General features: G+C 68.6%; 15 protein-coding genes and 1 tRNA gene. 8 read left to right on the forward strand and 8 right to left on the reverse strand.

What is annotated here, in order from left to right:
• Window positions 1-97 precede the first annotated feature (97 nt).
• On the reverse strand, window positions 98-1,312 hold the full coding sequence (locus ACZ6YV_RS43065; RefSeq protein WP_465515177.1) for a PucR family transcriptional regulator: 1,215 nt from the start codon (window positions 1,310-1,312) through the stop codon (window positions 98-100).
• Window positions 1,313-1,652: 340 nt separating this feature from the next.
• Here ACZ6YV_RS43065 and ACZ6YV_RS43070 point away from each other — a divergent pair, with 340 nt between their 5' ends.
• Together ACZ6YV_RS43070 and ACZ6YV_RS43075 are read left to right on the forward strand one after the other, a co-directional pair.
• On the forward strand, window positions 1,653-2,390 hold the full coding sequence (locus ACZ6YV_RS43070; protein WP_465515178.1) for a mechanosensitive ion channel family protein: 738 nt from the start codon (window positions 1,653-1,655) through the stop codon (window positions 2,388-2,390).
• 217 nt (window positions 2,391-2,607) lie between these two features.
• Entirely contained in the window at window positions 2,608-3,249 is a 642-nt protein-coding gene (locus ACZ6YV_RS43075) for a nicotinamide mononucleotide transporter family protein (RefSeq protein WP_465515179.1), read from the forward strand.
• Window positions 3,250-3,322: 73 nt separating this feature from the next.
• On the opposite strand, the gene ACZ6YV_RS43080 is transcribed toward ACZ6YV_RS43075, so the two are convergent.
• Both ACZ6YV_RS43080 and aceE read right to left on the reverse strand, forming a co-directional pair.
• A complete protein-coding gene (locus ACZ6YV_RS43080) occupies window positions 3,323-4,534 on the reverse strand; it encodes an alpha-hydroxy acid oxidase (RefSeq protein WP_465515180.1) in 1,212 nt (403 codons plus the stop codon).
• A gap of 126 nt (window positions 4,535-4,660) precedes the next feature.
• Window positions 4,661-7,456, reverse strand: coding sequence for a pyruvate dehydrogenase (acetyl-transferring), homodimeric type (gene aceE, locus ACZ6YV_RS43085; RefSeq protein ID WP_465515181.1), 2,796 nt, complete (start codon window positions 7,454-7,456; stop codon window positions 4,661-4,663).
• Between the two features lie 399 nt (window positions 7,457-7,855).
• Between aceE and ACZ6YV_RS43090 the strand changes: the two genes are divergently transcribed.
• The 4 genes from ACZ6YV_RS43090 to ACZ6YV_RS43105 all read left to right on the forward strand — a co-directional run bounded on the left by ACZ6YV_RS43090 (window position 7,856) and on the right by ACZ6YV_RS43105 (window position 9,940).
• A complete protein-coding gene (locus ACZ6YV_RS43090) occupies window positions 7,856-8,284 on the forward strand; it encodes a DUF3052 domain-containing protein (RefSeq protein WP_005164955.1) in 429 nt (142 codons plus the stop codon).
• 76 nt (window positions 8,285-8,360) lie between these two features.
• Entirely contained in the window at window positions 8,361-8,822 is a 462-nt protein-coding gene (locus tag ACZ6YV_RS43095; protein WP_005164956.1) for a peroxiredoxin, read from the forward strand.
• Window positions 8,823-8,861: 39 nt separating this feature from the next.
• Window positions 8,862-8,933 (forward strand) — tRNA-Val (locus ACZ6YV_RS43100).
• 47 nt (window positions 8,934-8,980) lie between these two features.
• Complete coding sequence (locus ACZ6YV_RS43105) at window positions 8,981-9,940, forward strand: GNAT family N-acetyltransferase (RefSeq protein WP_465515182.1); 960 nt, start codon at window positions 8,981-8,983, stop codon at window positions 9,938-9,940.
• Window positions 9,941-10,489: 549 nt separating this feature from the next.
• On the opposite strand, the gene ACZ6YV_RS43110 is transcribed toward ACZ6YV_RS43105, so the two are convergent.
• Window positions 10,490-10,993, reverse strand: a complete 504-nt coding sequence (locus ACZ6YV_RS43110; RefSeq protein ID WP_465515183.1) for a carboxymuconolactone decarboxylase family protein — start codon at window positions 10,991-10,993, stop codon at window positions 10,490-10,492.
• Between the two features lie 14 nt (window positions 10,994-11,007).
• On the opposite strand from ACZ6YV_RS43110, the gene ACZ6YV_RS43115 reads away from it, so the two are divergent.
• Window positions 11,008-11,526 carry a MarR family winged helix-turn-helix transcriptional regulator gene (locus tag ACZ6YV_RS43115; protein ID WP_465515184.1) on the forward strand — a complete coding sequence of 173 codons (519 nt, stop codon included), beginning with the start codon at window positions 11,008-11,010 and terminating at the stop codon, window positions 11,524-11,526.
• Here ACZ6YV_RS43115 and ACZ6YV_RS43120 read toward each other — a convergent pair.
• Genes ACZ6YV_RS43120 through ACZ6YV_RS43130 form a run of 3 tightly spaced genes read right to left on the reverse strand, consistent with a single transcriptional unit; the run spans window position 11,523 to window position 14,084 of the window.
• Complete coding sequence (locus tag ACZ6YV_RS43120; protein WP_465515185.1) at window positions 11,523-11,942, reverse strand: cupin domain-containing protein; 420 nt, start codon at window positions 11,940-11,942, stop codon at window positions 11,523-11,525. The genes ACZ6YV_RS43115 and ACZ6YV_RS43120 overlap by 4 nt on opposite strands.
• Window positions 11,943-11,961: 19 nt before the next feature.
• Window positions 11,962-13,458, reverse strand: a complete 1,497-nt coding sequence (locus ACZ6YV_RS43125) for an AMP-binding protein (protein ID WP_465515186.1) — start codon at window positions 13,456-13,458, stop codon at window positions 11,962-11,964.
• Window positions 13,455-14,084, reverse strand: a complete 630-nt coding sequence (locus ACZ6YV_RS43130; protein ID WP_465515187.1) for a TetR/AcrR family transcriptional regulator — start codon at window positions 14,082-14,084, stop codon at window positions 13,455-13,457. Before ACZ6YV_RS43130 ends, ACZ6YV_RS43125 begins: the two co-directional genes overlap by 4 nt.
• A gap of 63 nt (window positions 14,085-14,147) precedes the next feature.
• On the opposite strand from ACZ6YV_RS43130, the gene ACZ6YV_RS43135 reads away from it, so the two are divergent.
• A complete protein-coding gene (locus tag ACZ6YV_RS43135; protein ID WP_465515188.1) occupies window positions 14,148-14,639 on the forward strand; it encodes a DUF1453 domain-containing protein in 492 nt (163 codons plus the stop codon).
• Here the strand turns inward: ACZ6YV_RS43135 and ACZ6YV_RS43140 are convergent.
• Window positions 14,636-15,814 (reverse strand): aminotransferase class V-fold PLP-dependent enzyme, encoded by a 1,179-nt coding sequence (locus tag ACZ6YV_RS43140; RefSeq protein ID WP_465515189.1) that lies wholly within the window; start codon window positions 15,812-15,814, stop codon window positions 14,636-14,638. The two genes, ACZ6YV_RS43135 and ACZ6YV_RS43140, sit on opposite strands and share 4 nt — an antisense overlap.
• Window positions 15,815-15,828 lie beyond the last annotated feature (14 nt).

Below are 15,828 nucleotides of genomic sequence, written 5' to 3' on the forward strand. Positions count from 1 at the left end.
CGCCGCGGCGGGGCGGGGGGGGGGGGGGGGGGGGCCCCGCCCCCCCCCCCCCCGGCCCCCCCCCCCCCCCCCCCCCCCCCCCCCCCCCCCCCGCCACTCACCAGAGGCCGCGGGCCCGGGCCAGCCGCCCGACGGTCAGCGCCACCTTCAGCACCCAAGCGTCGCGTGATTCGGCGGCGTGGCGGCCGGTGAGTTCGGCCGCCTTCCGCAGCCGGTACCGGACGGTGTTCGGATGCACGAACAGCGTCCGCGCGCAGGTTTCCAGGACGCCGCCGCTGTCGAGATAGGTCTCCACCGTCCGCAGCAACGCCGGGCCCGCCTCCTCAAGCGGCCGGGCGATCTGCTCCACGAGCAGGCGTTCGGCCTCGGGGTCGCCGGACAACGCGCGTTCCGGCAGGAGATCGATCGATCTCGCGGGCCGCGGCGCGCCGGGCCAGCCGACGACGGCGCGCAGGCCGGAGAGCGCCTCTGTCGCGCTGTGGTGCGCTTCGGCGAGGGTGGGCACCGTCGGCCCGGCGACGACCGGGCCCTCGGCGAAGGCGACGGAGAGCTTGGTGAGGATCTCGCGGTCCTTGATGCTGCCGTCGGTGGGACCGGCGACGACCACGACCAGCCGGGACCCCTGCACCGAAAGCAGCACGGGGCGCCCGACCCGGGCGGCGCGGCTGCGCACCTCGAACACGACGGCGGGCGGGTCGTCCGACGTCGGGGTGCCGACCAGCGCGGTGGCGGGCGCGGCCGGATCCCAGCCGAGCGCGGCGGCGCGGGAGAGCACCGCCTCCTCGGCGTCACCGCGGACGATGCCGTCGACGACCAGCGCTTCCAGGCGCGCGTCCCAGGCGCCGCGTGCCTCGGCGGCGGCCGCGTAGGAGTTGGCGGCGGCGAACGCGATCTCCCTGCCGTAGCGCAGGATCCCTTCGATCAGCGCGGCACGTTCCGCCTCGTTCGCGGCGAATTCGGGCAGCTGCTCCTCGAACACCTCGATCGCCAGCCGCACCATGCCGACCGCCTGCCGCAGGCTCACCCAGCGGGAAAGTTCGGCGGGCGCCTCGCGGAACGCCTCGGTGGTGAGGGAGAGCGCCTCCTTCGCGTCGCGGAGCCAGTCGACGAAACCGGCGGCACCCGCCTGGGTGATCAACAGAACGCTCGCGCGCTGGTCGGCGGGAAGGCGGGAGAACCAGCTCAGCCGCTCCTCCATCACCGCGACGCTCGCGCTCGCGAGTCGGCCGGAGGCGTGCTCAAGCCGCTTGAGGGTCTTGGCGGACAGCCCGTGGTGCTTGGGCACATGCCGCCCGGAAGTCGCATCAGCCATGGTCAGCCGATCCTAGTCCGGTGGGCAAAGGTGGCCGTCATCCTGCGGCCCTTCGCCACCCGCGTCCTAAGTGGACAGTCGGCGCGCGGATGCTTCGATGAATTGTGAAAAGTGCTCGGATAATACTCGAGGCCGCCCGGCGCTCGCGTTTTACGCTGCGCCGGACGGCCTCGTCTCCCCGGTCCCCACCGGTAGAACAAGTATGGGACTTGTCGATCTTTTCCCGCTAGTTCACTCACTCGATCGTGGGTCGCCGAGTTGCCGCTGCGGTGCCTGTGATCAACGATCCCTCGCAAGCAACACCGGGTAGGGCGCGGATGCGCCGAGGAGGGAGTTCGCCGTGGGCGAGCAGCTGAAAGACGGTCTGGGACAAGCATGGAACCTTGTCGCCACCTTCGTGCCGAAACTGGCCGGATTCCTGATCATCCTGCTGATCGGCTGGTTGATCGCGAAGGCGGTGTCAAAGGCATTGGGACTTGTTCTGTCGAAGATCGGTTTCGGCAAGCTCATCGAGAAGACCGGACTCACCGGAACGCTCAAACAAGCGAATGTCGACGCGGGCGGGATCCTCGTCAAACTCGTGTACTACTTCATTCTCCTGATCGCGTTGCAACTCGCGTTCGGCGTATTCGGTGAGAGCAATCCGGTCAGTGCCCTGCTCAACGACATCATCGCGTTCCTGCCGCGGATCCTGGTGGCGCTGGTCCTGGTGATCGTCGCGGCCGCCGTCGCGAAGGTCGTCCGCGACCTGGTGACCGGGGCGCTGTCCACCCGGCCCGCCGGACGGCTGCTCGGCACCGTCGCCTACTGGCTGATCATGGCGTTCGGCATCATCGCCGCGCTCGGCCAGGTGAACATCGCGACAGCGGTGACGGGGCCGGTCCTGATCACCGTGCTCGCCACCATCGGCGGCGTGATCGTCGTCGGCTTCGGCGGTGGCCTGATCAAGCCGGCACAGGACCGCTGGCAGGGCTGGCTGGCCACCTTGCAGGGCCAGCTCGACGCCGCTCCCGAAAAGCAGGAGGTCCATTCGGAGCCGCCTACTTCGCCCGTGGGCATCGGTCGCGTAGATTCCTGAGCATCCCGCGGGCCCGGTGATCGAGGAAGGCACCGGGCCCGTGTGGAGCTGAAGGGGTCCATCGCCGCATGACACGCGGTGAAGGGCCCCTTCGTCGCGTCTTACGCGGGCAAAGTCCCTTTCGGCTACTCCACCTGGCTGTTCCGCACCTCACACTCCCTAGGGAATGGCGCCGGATCGGAGCATGTTGGAGCGGTAGACGGAGAGGGGTGCGGACGTGGACTTCCTGCTGCACAACGGTGTCACGGTGCTCGGACAGTGGATCTCCTTCGCCGAGCTGGCGGGGCAGGTCTTCGCGCTGGCCGTGGTCTTCCTGGCGCAACGCCGCACGCTGTGGACCTGGCCGGTCCAGGTCGGCGCCACCGTGCTGCTGTTCTCGGTCTACCTCTCCGCACACCTCGGCGGGCTCGCGACCAGGCAGATCGCGATCCTCGTCATCTCGATCTACGGCTGGTGGGCCTGGTCCCGCCGCAGCGACCCGGTCTACGGCGTCGTCGTCCGCAAGGGCCGTCTCGGCGAGCGCCTGGCGATGCTCGGCGCTTTCGCGATCGGCACCACCGCGATGGCGCTGGTCCTCGACGCGCTGAACGCCTCGTGGGCGCCATGGCCGGACGCCGCGATCTTCGTCGGCACGCTGGTCGCCTTCGCCGCGCAGGGCGCGGGTCTCGTCGAGTTCTGGCTGGTGTGGCTGGTCGTCGACGCGATCGGCGTGCCGCTCCAGCTCTCGTCGGGCCTCTACTTCTCGGCCGCGGTCTACATCGTGTTCGCCGGGCTGGTCGTGCACGGCTGGTGGAGCTGGAACCGTACGGCCAAGCAGGTCCGCACCGCTCCTTCGGGAGTCAGGGCCGCAGCCCGCTGACCTCGCGTTTCGTCCTCTGAACGCGGTATTCGCGTGACGCAAGTACCGCGTTCAGAGGACGAATTGCGTTTGGTCAGCGCATGGTGGCGTGCGAGGGCTTGAGGTCCGCGAGGGTGCGGACGCCCAGCAGCTGCATGGTCCGGGTCATCTCGGCGCGCAGGATGTCCACGCACCGCTGGACGCCGCGCTCGCCCCCGGCCATCAGGCCGTAGAGGAACGCGCGCCCGATGAGCACCGCGTCGGCGCCGCGCGCGATCGCGGCCACGATGTCGCCGCCGGAGAGGATGCCTGTGTCGACCCACACCTCCGCGTCGCCCTGGATCTCGTCGAGCACCGCGGGCAGCAGCTCGATCGGTGTCGGCGCGCGGTCGAGCTGACGCCCGCCGTGGTTGGACAGCAGGACCGCGTCGGCGCCGTGCTTGACCACGTCACGCGCGTCGTCGACGTTCTGGATCCCCTTGACCACGAGCTTGCCCGGCCAGGTCTGACGGACCCAGTCGAGGTCGTCGAAGTTCAGGGTCGGGTCGAAGAGCTGGTTGAGCAGCTCGGCGACGGTGCCGTCGAACTGGCTCAGCGACGCGAAGGTCAGCGGCTCGGTGGTCAGCAGGTTGATCCACCACGCGGGATGCATCGCGCCGTCGACGAACGTCTTGAGCGTGAGCGCGGGCGGAATGGTCAGCCCGTTGCGGACGTCGCGCAGCCGCGCGCCCGCGACAGGGGTGTCCACGGTCAGCATGAGCGTGTCGAACCCGGCGGCCCACGCGCGATTCATCAGATCTTCGCCCGCTTTGTGGTCACGCCAGACGTAGAGCTGGAACCACTTGCGAGCCTCCGGGGCGGCCGCCGCGAGGTCTTCGATCGACGTCGTCGCCATCGTCGACAGCCCCATCGGGATGCCGTTGCGCTGCGCGACGCGAGCCACCGCGGACTCGCCCTCGTGGTTCATCATCCGGGTGAACCCGGTCGGCGCGAACGCGAACGGTAGTGCCGAACGCTTGCCGAGGATCTCCTTGCTCGTGTCCACATCGGACACGCCGCGCAGGACGTTCGGGTGGAATTCGATGCTACGGAAGGCTTGCCGCGCTCGGCGCAGGCTGTCTTCGAGCTCCGCGGCGCCGTCGGTGTAGTCGAACGCCGCCCGCGGCGTCCGCTTGCGGGCGAGCATCCGCAGGTCGGCGATCGTGTGCGCGCCCGCCAGCCGCCGTTCGGTCGGGTTGAGCACGATCGGCTTCGGCCGCAGGATCTGCTTCAGCTCACTCGGCTTCGGCAGTCGACGCTTCGTCACACTCGCTCACCCTCTCTGTTCGCCCCCAGAAACATCCGATGTATCACTCTAGACTGGTCGCCGCCGGATGCAAGGAAAGGCCCGTTACTTGCAAAATTTGCAAGTAACGGGCCTTTCATAGCGTCTCTAGGCGCTACCGGAGTCCGACAACTGCGGACCCGCGGCGGACACGTCGTCGAGGCGGTACTTGCGCGCCGCCTCCGCCGCCTTCGACCGGTCGACCTCGCCGCGCTTGGCGAGCGCGCTCAGCGTGCCGACCACGATCGACTGGGCGTCGACCAGGAACTTCCGCCGGGCGGCGGGGCGGGTGTCGGAGAACCCGAACCCGTCGGTGCCCAGCGTCAGCATGTCCGTCGGCACCCACGGGCGGATGAGGTCCGGCACGGCACGCATCCAGTCCGAAACCGCGACGACCGGCCCGTTCGCGCCGGACAGCTTCTGCGTGATGTACGGCACACGCGGCGAGTCGCCCGGGTGGAGCAGGTTGTCGTGGTCGACCGCGACGGCCTCGCGCCGCAGCTCGGTCCACGACGTCGCCGACCACACGGCCGCGCGTACGCCCCACTCCTCGGCCAGCATCCGCTGCGCCCGCAGCGCGTCCGGCATGGTGACGCCGGACACCAGGATCTGCGCCTCCGGACCGTCGCCCGACGGGGCGTCGGCGTACCGGTACAGACCCTTGAGCAGGCCGTCGACGTCGAGGTTCTCCGGCTCGGCGGGCTGCTGATAGGGCTCGTTGTAGATCGTCATGTAGTAGAAGATGTTCTCGCCGTTGCCGTCCGGCCCGGTCTCGCCGTACATCCGGCGCAGACCGTCCCGCACGATGTGGGCGATCTCGAACGACCACGCCGCGTCGTAGGCCACGACGGCCGGGTTGGTCGCCGCCAGCAGCAGCGAGTGCCCGTCGGCGTGCTGCAGGCCCTCACCCGTCAGGGTGGTTCGGCCGGCGGTGGCGCCGAGCACGAACCCGCGGGCCATCTGGTCGGCCGCGGCGTAGAGGCCGTCACCGGTCCGCTGGAACCCGAACATCGAGTAGAAGATGTAGATCGGGATCATCGGCTCGCCGTGCGTGGCGTACGAGGTGCCGACGGCGGTGAACGACGCGGTGGACCCCGCCTCGTTGATGCCCTCGTGCAGGATGACGCCCTTTTCGGACTCCTTGTAGGCCAGCATCAGGCTCGCGTCGACCGACGTGTACGTCTGGCCGTGCGGGTTGTAGATCTTGGCCGTCGGGAACATCGAGTCGAGGCCGAAGGTGCGCGCCTCGTCCGGGATGATCGGGACGATCCGCTTGCCGATCTCGGAGTCCTTCGCCAGCTCGCGGACGAGCCGGACGAACGCCATCGTGGTGGCGACCTCCTGCTTGCCCGAGCCCTTGCGGATGCTTTCGTAGACCTTGTCGCCCGGCAGCACAAGCGCCTTCGCGGCCTTCGGGCGACGCTCCGGCAGGAAACCGCCCAGCGCCTTGCGGCGGCCGAGCATGTACTCGATCTCCGCCGAGTCCTTGCCCGGGTGGTAGTACGGCGGCAGCTTCGGGTTGCGCTCGAGCTCCTCGTCGCTGATCGGGATGCGCTGGGCGTCCCGGAACAGCTTGAGGTCGTCGAGGGTGAGCTTCTTCATCTGGTGCGTGGCGTTGCGGCCCTCGAAGGACGGGCCGAGGCCGTAACCCTTGATGGTGTGGGCCAGGATCACCGTCGGCTGGCCGTGGTGCTCCAGCGACGACTTGTAGGCCGCGTAGACCTTGCGGTAGTCGTGCCCGCCGCGCTTGAGGTTCCAGACGTCGGCGTCGGTGAGATCCTTGACCAGCTCCTTGGTCCGCGGGTCGCGGCCGAAGAAGTGCTCGCGGACGAAGGCGCCGTCGTTGGCCTTGTAGGTCTGGAAGTCGCCGTCCGGCGTGGTGTTCATGAGGTTGACCAGGGCGCCGTCACGGTCCGCGTGCAGCAGCGAGTCCCACTCGCGGCCCCAGATGACCTTGATGACGTTCCAGCCGGCGCCGCGGAAGTAAGACTCCAGCTCCTGGATGATCTTGCCGTTGCCGCGCACCGGGCCGTCGAGCCGCTGCAGGTTGCAGTTGATCACGAAGGTCAGGTTGTCGAGGCCCTCGCTCGCGGCCACGTGGATGAGGCCGCGCGATTCCGGCTCGTCCATCTCGCCGTCGCCGAGGAACGCCCAGACATGCTGGTCGCTGGTGTCCTTGATGCCACGATCGCGCATGTAACGGTTGAACCGGGCCTGGTAGATCGCGTTCATCGGGCCGAGGCCCATGGACACGGTCGGGTTCTCCCAGAACTCCGGCATCAGCCGCGGGTGCGGGTACGACGGCAGGCCGCCGCCCTCGCCCGCGTGCGAGAACTCCTGGCGGAACCCGTCCATCTGGTGCTCGCTCAGCCTGCCCTCGAGGAAGGCGCGAGCGTAGATGCCGGGGGAGGCGTGACCCTGGATGAAGATCTGGTCGCCGCCGCCGGAGTGGTCCTTGCCGCGGAAGAAGTGGTTGAAGCCCACTTCGTACAGCGCCGCGGACGAGCCGTAGGTCGAGATGTGCCCACCGACGCCCACGCCGGGACGCTGCGCGCGGTGCACCATGATCGCGGCGTTCCACCGGATGTAGGCGCGGTAGCGGCGCTCGATCTCCTCGTCACCGGGGAACCAGGGTTCGTTCTCGGTGGGGATGGTGTTGACGTAGTCGGTCGACGTCAGCGCCGGAACGCCGACGTGGCGTTCCCTGGCCCGCTCGAGGATGCGCAGCATCAGGTACCGGGCGCGCTGCTGACCACCCCTGGCCAGCGCCTCGTCGAAGGAGTCCAGCCATTCGGCAGTCTCCTCCGGGTCGATGTCGGGCAGGTGCGCCGCCAATCCGTCACGGATGACGCGGACGCGTGCCGGGGTCTCCTTGCCGGAGGCGCCGTCGTTCTGCGGGGCCAAGGGGTCTCCTTGCGAAAGGTGGTAGCTGGTTCTGCTCGTACGCGGGCGTGTCGCCTTCCATCGTCGTCCTCCGGTTCCGTTCGCGTCACCGCTACTGATCGGTAACGTTCGCGGACCCGAACGCGACACGCCTCGCACGCGCCTGTACTCGCGCGCGCGTTTTCTCTCTCACCCTAAAGCAGGCCGTTCGGGGGTGCCCAAGCGCGCCCGAATTGACCCCCGAGAGTGGGCTGAATGTCCGTACGCCGCGACACGAGTTGTTCAAGATCCGGTGTGGACGGTTGCGCGGATCGCTTCACCAGTGTTCGCTAACGGGCATCATGTACCCGAGTGTGGTGCTTGCCCGGTCGATCCGGCCGAGCGACACCACGCTCCGTCGTAGTTGGAGGAGTGACAGCAGTGGTCGCCGCGGGAGACGCTGATCAGAGCAGCGTCGCCGAAAGGCTCGGGATCAAGCCGGACATGGTGGTCCAGGAGATCGGCTGGGACGAGGACGTCGACGACGATCTTCGTGCGGCGATCGAGGAACAGATCGGCGGCGACATCCTCGACGAGGACGCCGACGAGGTCATCGACGTGGTGCTGCTCTGGTGGCGCGAGGACGACGGTGATCTCGGTGACACGCTGATCGAGGTCCGGACCCCCTTGAACGAGAACGGCGTGATCTGGGTGTTGACCCCGAAGACGGGGCAACCAGGGCATGTCGAGCCGAGCGAGATCGCCGAGGCGGTACCGCAGGTCGGATTGGCGCAGACAGCCAATATCAGTGCCGGTCCCAAGTGGGCGGGCACGCGGCTGGTGTCGCCGAAGTCGAAGACCAAGCGGTGACCCCGGGAGCCGTGCGATCGACACGATAGGGTTGTCGTCGCAGGCCCCTGTTCGCTCTTGAGAGGAAACCGCCGGTATGGCCGTCGAGGTCGGAACGCAAGCCCCGGACTTCACGCTCAACGACTACAACAAGCAGGCCGTGAAGCTGTCGTCCTTCCAGGGCGAGAAGCCGGTCTTGCTGGTGTTCTACCCGTTCGCGTTCAGCGGTATCTGCACCGGCGAGCTGTGCCAGCTCCGTGACGAGTTCGCGGACTACGACGGCAACGGCGTCCAGGTCATCGGTGTGTCCGTGGACACCCCGTTCTCGCTCAAGGCGTGGGCCGAGCAGGAGGGCTACCAGTTCCCGCTGCTCTCGGACTTCTGGCCGCACGGTGAGGTCGCGAAGGCCTACGGCGTCTTCAACGAGACGGCCGGCCTGGCCACCCGCGGCACCTTCCTGATCGACAAGGACGGCGTCGTGCGGTTCGCCGAGATCAACCAGCCCGGCGAGGCGCGCGACCAGCAGGCGTGGAAGAAGGCCGTGGCCTCCCTGGCCTGAGTCTTCACCGGTGGCACCCGTGCGCGGGTGCCACCTCCCGGGCGCATAGCTCAGCGGGAGAGCACTCGGTTTACACCCGAGCGGTCGTAGGTTCGATCCCTACTGCGCCCACCGAAAACCCGGCGACACCCCGCCCGCGCGGGGCTACCTTGAGCCACATGCACGACCTGACGTGGCGGCCGCTCACCCGCGAAGACGCCGAGGCGTCCGCGGATCTCCTCAACGTCATGGAGACCGCCGACAGGATCGGTGAGAACTACACGGCGGAAGACACCCTTCAGGAACTGGTCGACCCGTACGCGGACCTGGAGCGGGCGAGCCTCGCCGCGTTCGACGGCGACGTGATGGCCGGTTACATGAAGATCCGCTTCAAGCCGTCCGCGGAAGAGGTCCATCGTGTCTTCCTCGACGGCGGAGTCCATCCCGGGTATCGCCGCCGGGGGATCGGTGGCGCGCTCGTCGACGCGGGGGTAGCGGCGGCCAAGGTCGTGCACGCACTGCATCACCCGGCTTCGAAGCTCGTGGTGGACGTCAACCGGCCCGAGCGCATCGCGGGCCTGGCCGAACTCGTCCGGTCCCGGGGGTTCACGCCGGTGCGCTACTTCCAGCGGATGGAACACCCGCTCGGCGTTTTCGGCGATCCGGAGATCCCCGGCGGGTTCCGGGTCGAGCTGTGGTCGGAGCGGAACGACGACGACTTCCGGACGGTCCGGAACGAGGCGTACCGGGACTACTGGGGCGCGGTGCAGATGCCCGTCGATCTGTGGCGGAACAAGATCACCAACCAGACTTTCCGCCCCGAGATCAGTTTCCTGCTCCGGGAGGTGGAGACGGGCGCTCCGGTGGGGATGCTCGTGACCATGTACTGGGAGGCCGACACGGAGGCCACGGGCGTTCGCGACGCGCACTTCATGCTCATCGGGACGCTTCGGGCGTACCGGCGGCGAGGCATCGCTGGCGCGTTGATGGGGCACGCGCTGCGTGAGGCCGCCGACCAGGGTTACGACCGTGCCAGCCTCAACGTGGACTCGGCGGACCCGTCCGGGGCGGTCGGGGTCTTCGAGAAGGCCGGCTTCGCGCCGAAGATGCGCTACGTGCGCTGGGCGCTCGAGGCCTGACTCGCTCCGAAACTAGTCGGCAACTTGCGAAGGCCCGGGATGAGGCTGTGGTGAGCGCTGGACCGGGCCGGTGTTTTCGCGTGACCGGTCGGACGGCACGCGTGATCCGATGGACGACACGCGTGATGGCAGGCCCTCGCCGCGTGTCGTCCCTCCAGCCACACGAAACCGCCCGGCAGTAGGTACCTAAGACACGCTTGGCCTTGACCCGAATCGCCACTCACGACCCACCCGATCCCGACGGCTCGCAAGCCGCCGCCCTCCCGCATTCAGAGGACTAATTGCGCAGAAGACACGTGAAGGCCCCCTTCACTCGGCTTAACCGAGGGAAGGAGGCCTTCGCGTACCCCCACACCTGTGGAACGTTTTCTTTTTCGGCGGTCTGGTCTGCCCCCTCGGCAGGCCAGACCGCCGGTGCGCCGCGCCGCGGGTGGCGAACTTTCGGCTGCACAAGACAGGAGACGGCCGGGACTGCCCAGATACATCAAGATCGGCGGCCATTGGAGTGACGCAGGGCCGCGAGGGGGTGATCACGTAAAGCGACGGCGACTACGCGCGGATGAGCCTGTTCGCCAGGGTCGACATCGTGTAAGCCCCGATGCCCATGACGACTTCGAGCGCGTTCCGCTCGGTGAATCCGTGCCCGAAGAAGACCTGCAGCGTCTCGTCGTCCACCCCGCCTGCGGTTTCGAGCACCGCCAGCGTGAACTGCCGGACGGCTTCCAGGCGCTCGTCGGGCACGGGCTCCTGCGAGCGAAGCGCCGCGATGACGTCGTCGTCCGCGTGGTGACCCTTCAGTCTGCCGGTGTGGATCTCGACGCACACTTCGCAGCCGTTGCGCGTCGCCACGGTCATCACGACCGTCTCCCGCGCGAGGGGTTCGAGCGTGGTCTTCTCGAAGCTCGCACTGAGCCTCAGGAACCCGTCGAGCAGTTCAGGCGACGACGCCTGCCGGGCGACGGCGGTGGGGAGGTGCCCGAACTTCCGGATGGTCGCTTCCATCAAGCGACGCGAGGCTTCGGGCGCGGTTTCGAGGGTGTGATCGGTGAACAAGGCAGCCCCTTAAGATGGTCAACGTGGTTGACGAAAAGGTAAACCAAGTTGTCGAACAAGGCAAGCGCGTTTCCGACGCGCCCGGGTTCGAACTGCCGCTCCTGCTGTTCGCGGGCTTCCGCTCGATCATCGACCGGTTGCACGCCGAGCTGGCCGAGCAGGGGCATCCCGACGTCCGCCCGGTGTACGGCTTCGCCATGCAGGCGATCGGCCGCGACGGCGCGACGGCGAGCGAGATCGGGCGGCGGCTCGGGGTCAGCAAGCAGGCGGCGGGCAAGACCGTCGACAAGCTGGAGCAGCTCGGCTACGTCGAGCGCGCCGACGACCCGGCCGACGCGCGGCGCAAGGTCGTGCGGCTCACCGGCCGCGGTATCGACTCACTCGGCCGGTCCGCGGCGATCTTCGACGAGCTGCGCAAGGACTGGGTCGACGCGCTGGGCGCCGACAGGGTTCGCGCGCTCGAAACCGATCTGCGCGTGATGGCGCCCGCCGACGGCTTCCGTCTCGACGTCGCCGGCTGGTTCGGTGCCTAGAAAGGACAACCCGGGTTCGGCGCGTCCTCCGAAAGCGGGCTCCCTTGCGGCAACACGTAAAGCACCCGTAGTACCACCGGCGTCGTCCCGAGGTTCCGTCCGATGTGGACGGTGTCGCTCGGCTCGGTGAAGACGGCGCCCTTCCGGTACAGGCCGTCGAGTCCGCAGTCGGCCGAGTTGTGCGTCAGCGTGCCCGCCTTGACGTACGCGTACAGCTTCCCGTCGTGGTAGTGCCAGCCGGTGTACCCGCCGGGCTGGATGACGACCTCGCGCAGCACGTAGTCGGTGTCCCCGACCGTCTTCTGCTCGAAGATCGTCCCGGTCACCCCGGATCCGGGGGTCGCCTCGGCCACCGTAGGGACGGCGAGCGCGAGGACGAGCGTGGCGAGCAGCGTGGTCACGGACCGCAGGCGCATGGGAAAACCGTACCGCGAATCAGGGTGCCCGAAGCGTCCGTCGCAGCATCTTGCCGCTCTCCGTCCGCGGCAGCCGTTCCCGGAAATCGAACCGGCGCGGCGTCTTGAACCCGGCGAGCTCGGCCCGGCAGTGCTCTTCGAGCCGCTTCGCCAGCTCGGAGTCCCCGACGACACCTTCGACGGGTTGGACGACGGCGACGACCCGTTGTCCCCATTCGGGATCCGGTTCCCCGATCACCGCGGCGTCGGCGACGTCGGGGTGGCTCAGCAGTCGCGCCTCGATCTCGGCCGGATAGATGTTCACCCCGCCGGAAAGGATGAGATCCGTCCGCCGGTCGCACAGGAACACCCGGCCCGCGGCGTCGAGATAGCCGACGTCCCCGACGGTGACGAACTCCCCGGAGCGCGCGGCGGCCGTCTTTTCCGGATCATCGTGATAGTCGAACTTCGTGTGCGCGGAACTGAAGTAGAGCGTCCCCGTCTCGCCCGCGGGGAGTTCCCGGCCGTCGTCGTCGAGAACCTCGACCCGCACCCCGTCCAGCGGCTCGCCGACGGTGCCCGGCTCGGCGAGCCATTCGCGCGCGTGCACCGCCGTGATCAGGCCTTCGGACGCGCCGTAGTACTCGTGGACCACCGGCCCGAGCCAGGCGAGCATCCGCTCCTTGACCTCCCGCGGGCACGGCGCGGCGCCGTGGATCACCGAGACCAGGCTCGACAGGTCGTAGCGCGCGCGGACGTCCTCGGGCAGCCGCAGCATGCGGTGGAACATCGTCGGCACCAGATGGGTGCTCGTCACCCGATGCTTTTCGGTGAGCCGCAACGTCTCCTCGGCGTCGAACCGGTCCATCAGCACGAGCGTGTGCCCGAGATGCAGGATCGCTGTCGAGAACGTGCCCGGCGCCGCGTGGTATAGCGGGCAGGCGACGAGGTGCACGCCGTGCCCCGGCAGGACGTCCAGGCGTTCGAGGGTGTGCGCGTGGATCGGGTGCAGCGCGGGCGGCAGCCCGGACAAGGCGCGCCGGACACCTTTGGGTCGCCCCGTGGTCCCGGAGGTGTAGAGCATCGTCTGACCGGAGGTCCGGTACTCCGGCGTGGTGGTGGGCTGGTCCTCACCCCAGGACGCGTAGTCCGCCCAGCCCGGTGTCCCGCCGCGCGAAAACCGGTGCAGGCTCTTGAGTTCCATGGTGCAGGTAGCCGCGATGTCCGCGTCCGCGACGGCCACCTTGGCGCCGCTGTTGGCCGCGATGTAGGCGATCTCGCCCGGCGAGGACCGGTGATTGACCGGGGTGAAGTAGATCCCCGCCTGCAGGGTCGCCAGCAGCAGCTCGTAGTAGGTGAGTCCATTGTGGATGATCGCGACGATGCCATCACCCTCGCCGAGGCCGAGGGCCCGCAAGGCGTGGGTCAGCTGGTTCGCGCGCGCGGACAGTTCGCCGAAGGTGGTCTCTCGCCCGTCGACGTCGATCACCGCGACACGGCCGGGGTCCTGGGCCGCGACTTCGTAGAACGTGCTCATCCCTCCACCGTGCCAGCCGGCTCCGGGCGCCGCAGGCTCTCCAGGTGTCGCCGGAGCACCGTTCGCATCAGCTCCGGCGAGGTCCGGCCCGTCGCCAGGGCGAGGCCGTCCAGCAGCGCGGCCAGCCGTTCGGTCTCGACGGCCAGGTCGAGGTCGTCGAGCAGGCCACCCGCTTCGTTCGCGCTGTCGAGCACCCGCCGGACGAGCGCCCGGACCCCCTCGTGCATGCGGGCGGCCTCGTCGGCGAGGTCCGGGCGGTTCTTCGCGGCGGCCGAGAACGCCAGCCAGACGTCGGTTTCGGCCCGGGTCTGCTCGGTGACCGGGAGCAGTTCGCTGAGCAGCGCTTCGGTGATTTCCTGCCGCCGTGAGCGCGGGGTCTTGGGGTCGAGCAGGTCGGGAAGGTGGCCCAGCAGTCTCGCTTCGAGCCTGTCGCCGAGCGCGCGCATGGCAAAAACGATCAGCTCGTCGTGGCCGCGGAAGTAGTGCCGCACCGAACCGATCGCGAGACCGGCCTCTTCGGCCACGCTCCTGAGCGACGCCTGCGCGAGACCGTCCCGCTGGATCACGCGGAAGACGGCTTCGGCTATTTCCAGGCGCCTGGCCTCGGGGTCGACGATCTTGGGCATGTTGCCTTTATAGCACGACCTTGCTATTTTATTTGGCACAGTTGTGCTACAAAGGGGGAGCTTATGAAGACCTGGATGCTGATCGCGCTGGTGGTCGCCGCGGTGATCGTGCTGATCGTGCGCAGGCTGCGCGGGGAACCGCTGGTCGCCCGCGAGGTGTTCGGGGCGCCGGTGATCCTGCTCGCGATCGCGGTCTACGGCCTGGTCAAGCTCGAAGTCTTCACCTTCACGGACGGACTCTGGCTCGTGCTGGGCTCCGCGGTCGGCTGCGGCCTCGGCGCGGTGCGCGCCACCACCACGAAACTGTTCGAGCGCGACGGCGTGCTCTGGCTGCACTACACCGGCTGGACGTTCGGCGTCTGGGTGCTGTCGCTGCTGGTGAACTTCGGGATCGGTTTCCTCGCCACCGCGGCCGGCGCGCATCCCGACGCGCGGCCGGTGACGTTGTCGATCGGCGTCAGCCTGCTGGGAGAGGCGCTGGTGATCGGCAAGCGCGCGAAAACGACGGGGCTGCCGTTCGCCCCGCCGTCCGAGTCGCTGCTTTCCCGCCGTTAGACCAGTTTCCCGACCTCGTCGACGAGGAGGGCGATGTCGTCTTCGGTGTTGAAGTAGTGCACCGAGGACCGGACCATCGACGGCAGTCCGCGCGCGGTGAAGTCGAACTGGGCGGACGTCGCCTCCACGACGCTGACGTTGATCTTCGCCGCCGCCAGGCGCTGTTTCACCTCTTGCGAGGGCGTTTTCGCCACGCTGAACGTGACGATTCCGCACTGCCGCGCGCCCTGGTCGTGCACCTGGACGCCGGGGACCTCGCGGAGCGCGTCACGCAGTTTCGCCGCGAGCGCGGCGACGCGGGCCTCGATGGCGGGCATGCCCCATTCGAGGGCGTAGTCGATCGCGGCGCCGAGGCCGTGCACGGCGGCGTGATCGCGTTCCCAGACCTCGAACATCTTCGCCGTCGAATCGACTTCGTAGCTTTCGGGCGCTGTCCACGCCGCCGAGTGGAGGTCGAGCATCGCGGGCTCCAGGCGTTCACGCAGGCGCGGGTGCGCGTAAAGGAACCCGGTGCCTCGCGGTCCTCGCAGGTACTTGCGGCCTGTCACGCTGAGCGCGTCGCAGTTCAGGCGCGCGACGTCGAGGTCGATCTGGCCGGCGCTCTGGCACGCGTCCAGCAGGAACGGGATCCCGGCCTCCCGTGCGACCGCGCCGATCTCCTCGGCGGGGTTCACCAGCCCGCCCTGGGTCGGCACATGGGAGACGGCGATCAGCTTGACGTCGCCGTCGACGCGGCGCTTCAGGTCCTCGACGTCCAGCTGCCCGGACTCGTCGTTCTCGATCACCTCGACGACGGCGCCGGTGCGCTTCGCGATCTGCAGAAAGGAGATGACGTTGCTCGCGTACTCGGACTTCGCCGTCAGGATCCGGTCTCCCGCGGCGAACGGCAGCGCGTAGAAGATCGCCTGCCAGGACCGGGTCGCGTTGTCGGTCAGCGCGATGTCTTCGGGTTCGGCGCCGACCAGGCGCGCGGCCGAGGCGTAGACGCCGTTCAGCCGTTCCGTGGTCGCCGCGGCCTGCTCGTATCCGCCGATCAGGGCTTCTTCGCGCAGGTAGTCGACGACGGTGTCGGTCACCCGCGCGGGCGGCAGCGACGATCCGGCGTTGTTGAGGTGGACCACTTCCGCGCAGCCCGGCGTCTCGGCGCGGGCGCGGTTCACATCGAAGTCCGTCATGCCTAACTGAATAC

The organism is Amycolatopsis sp. NPDC102522 (genome assembly GCF_055584485.1).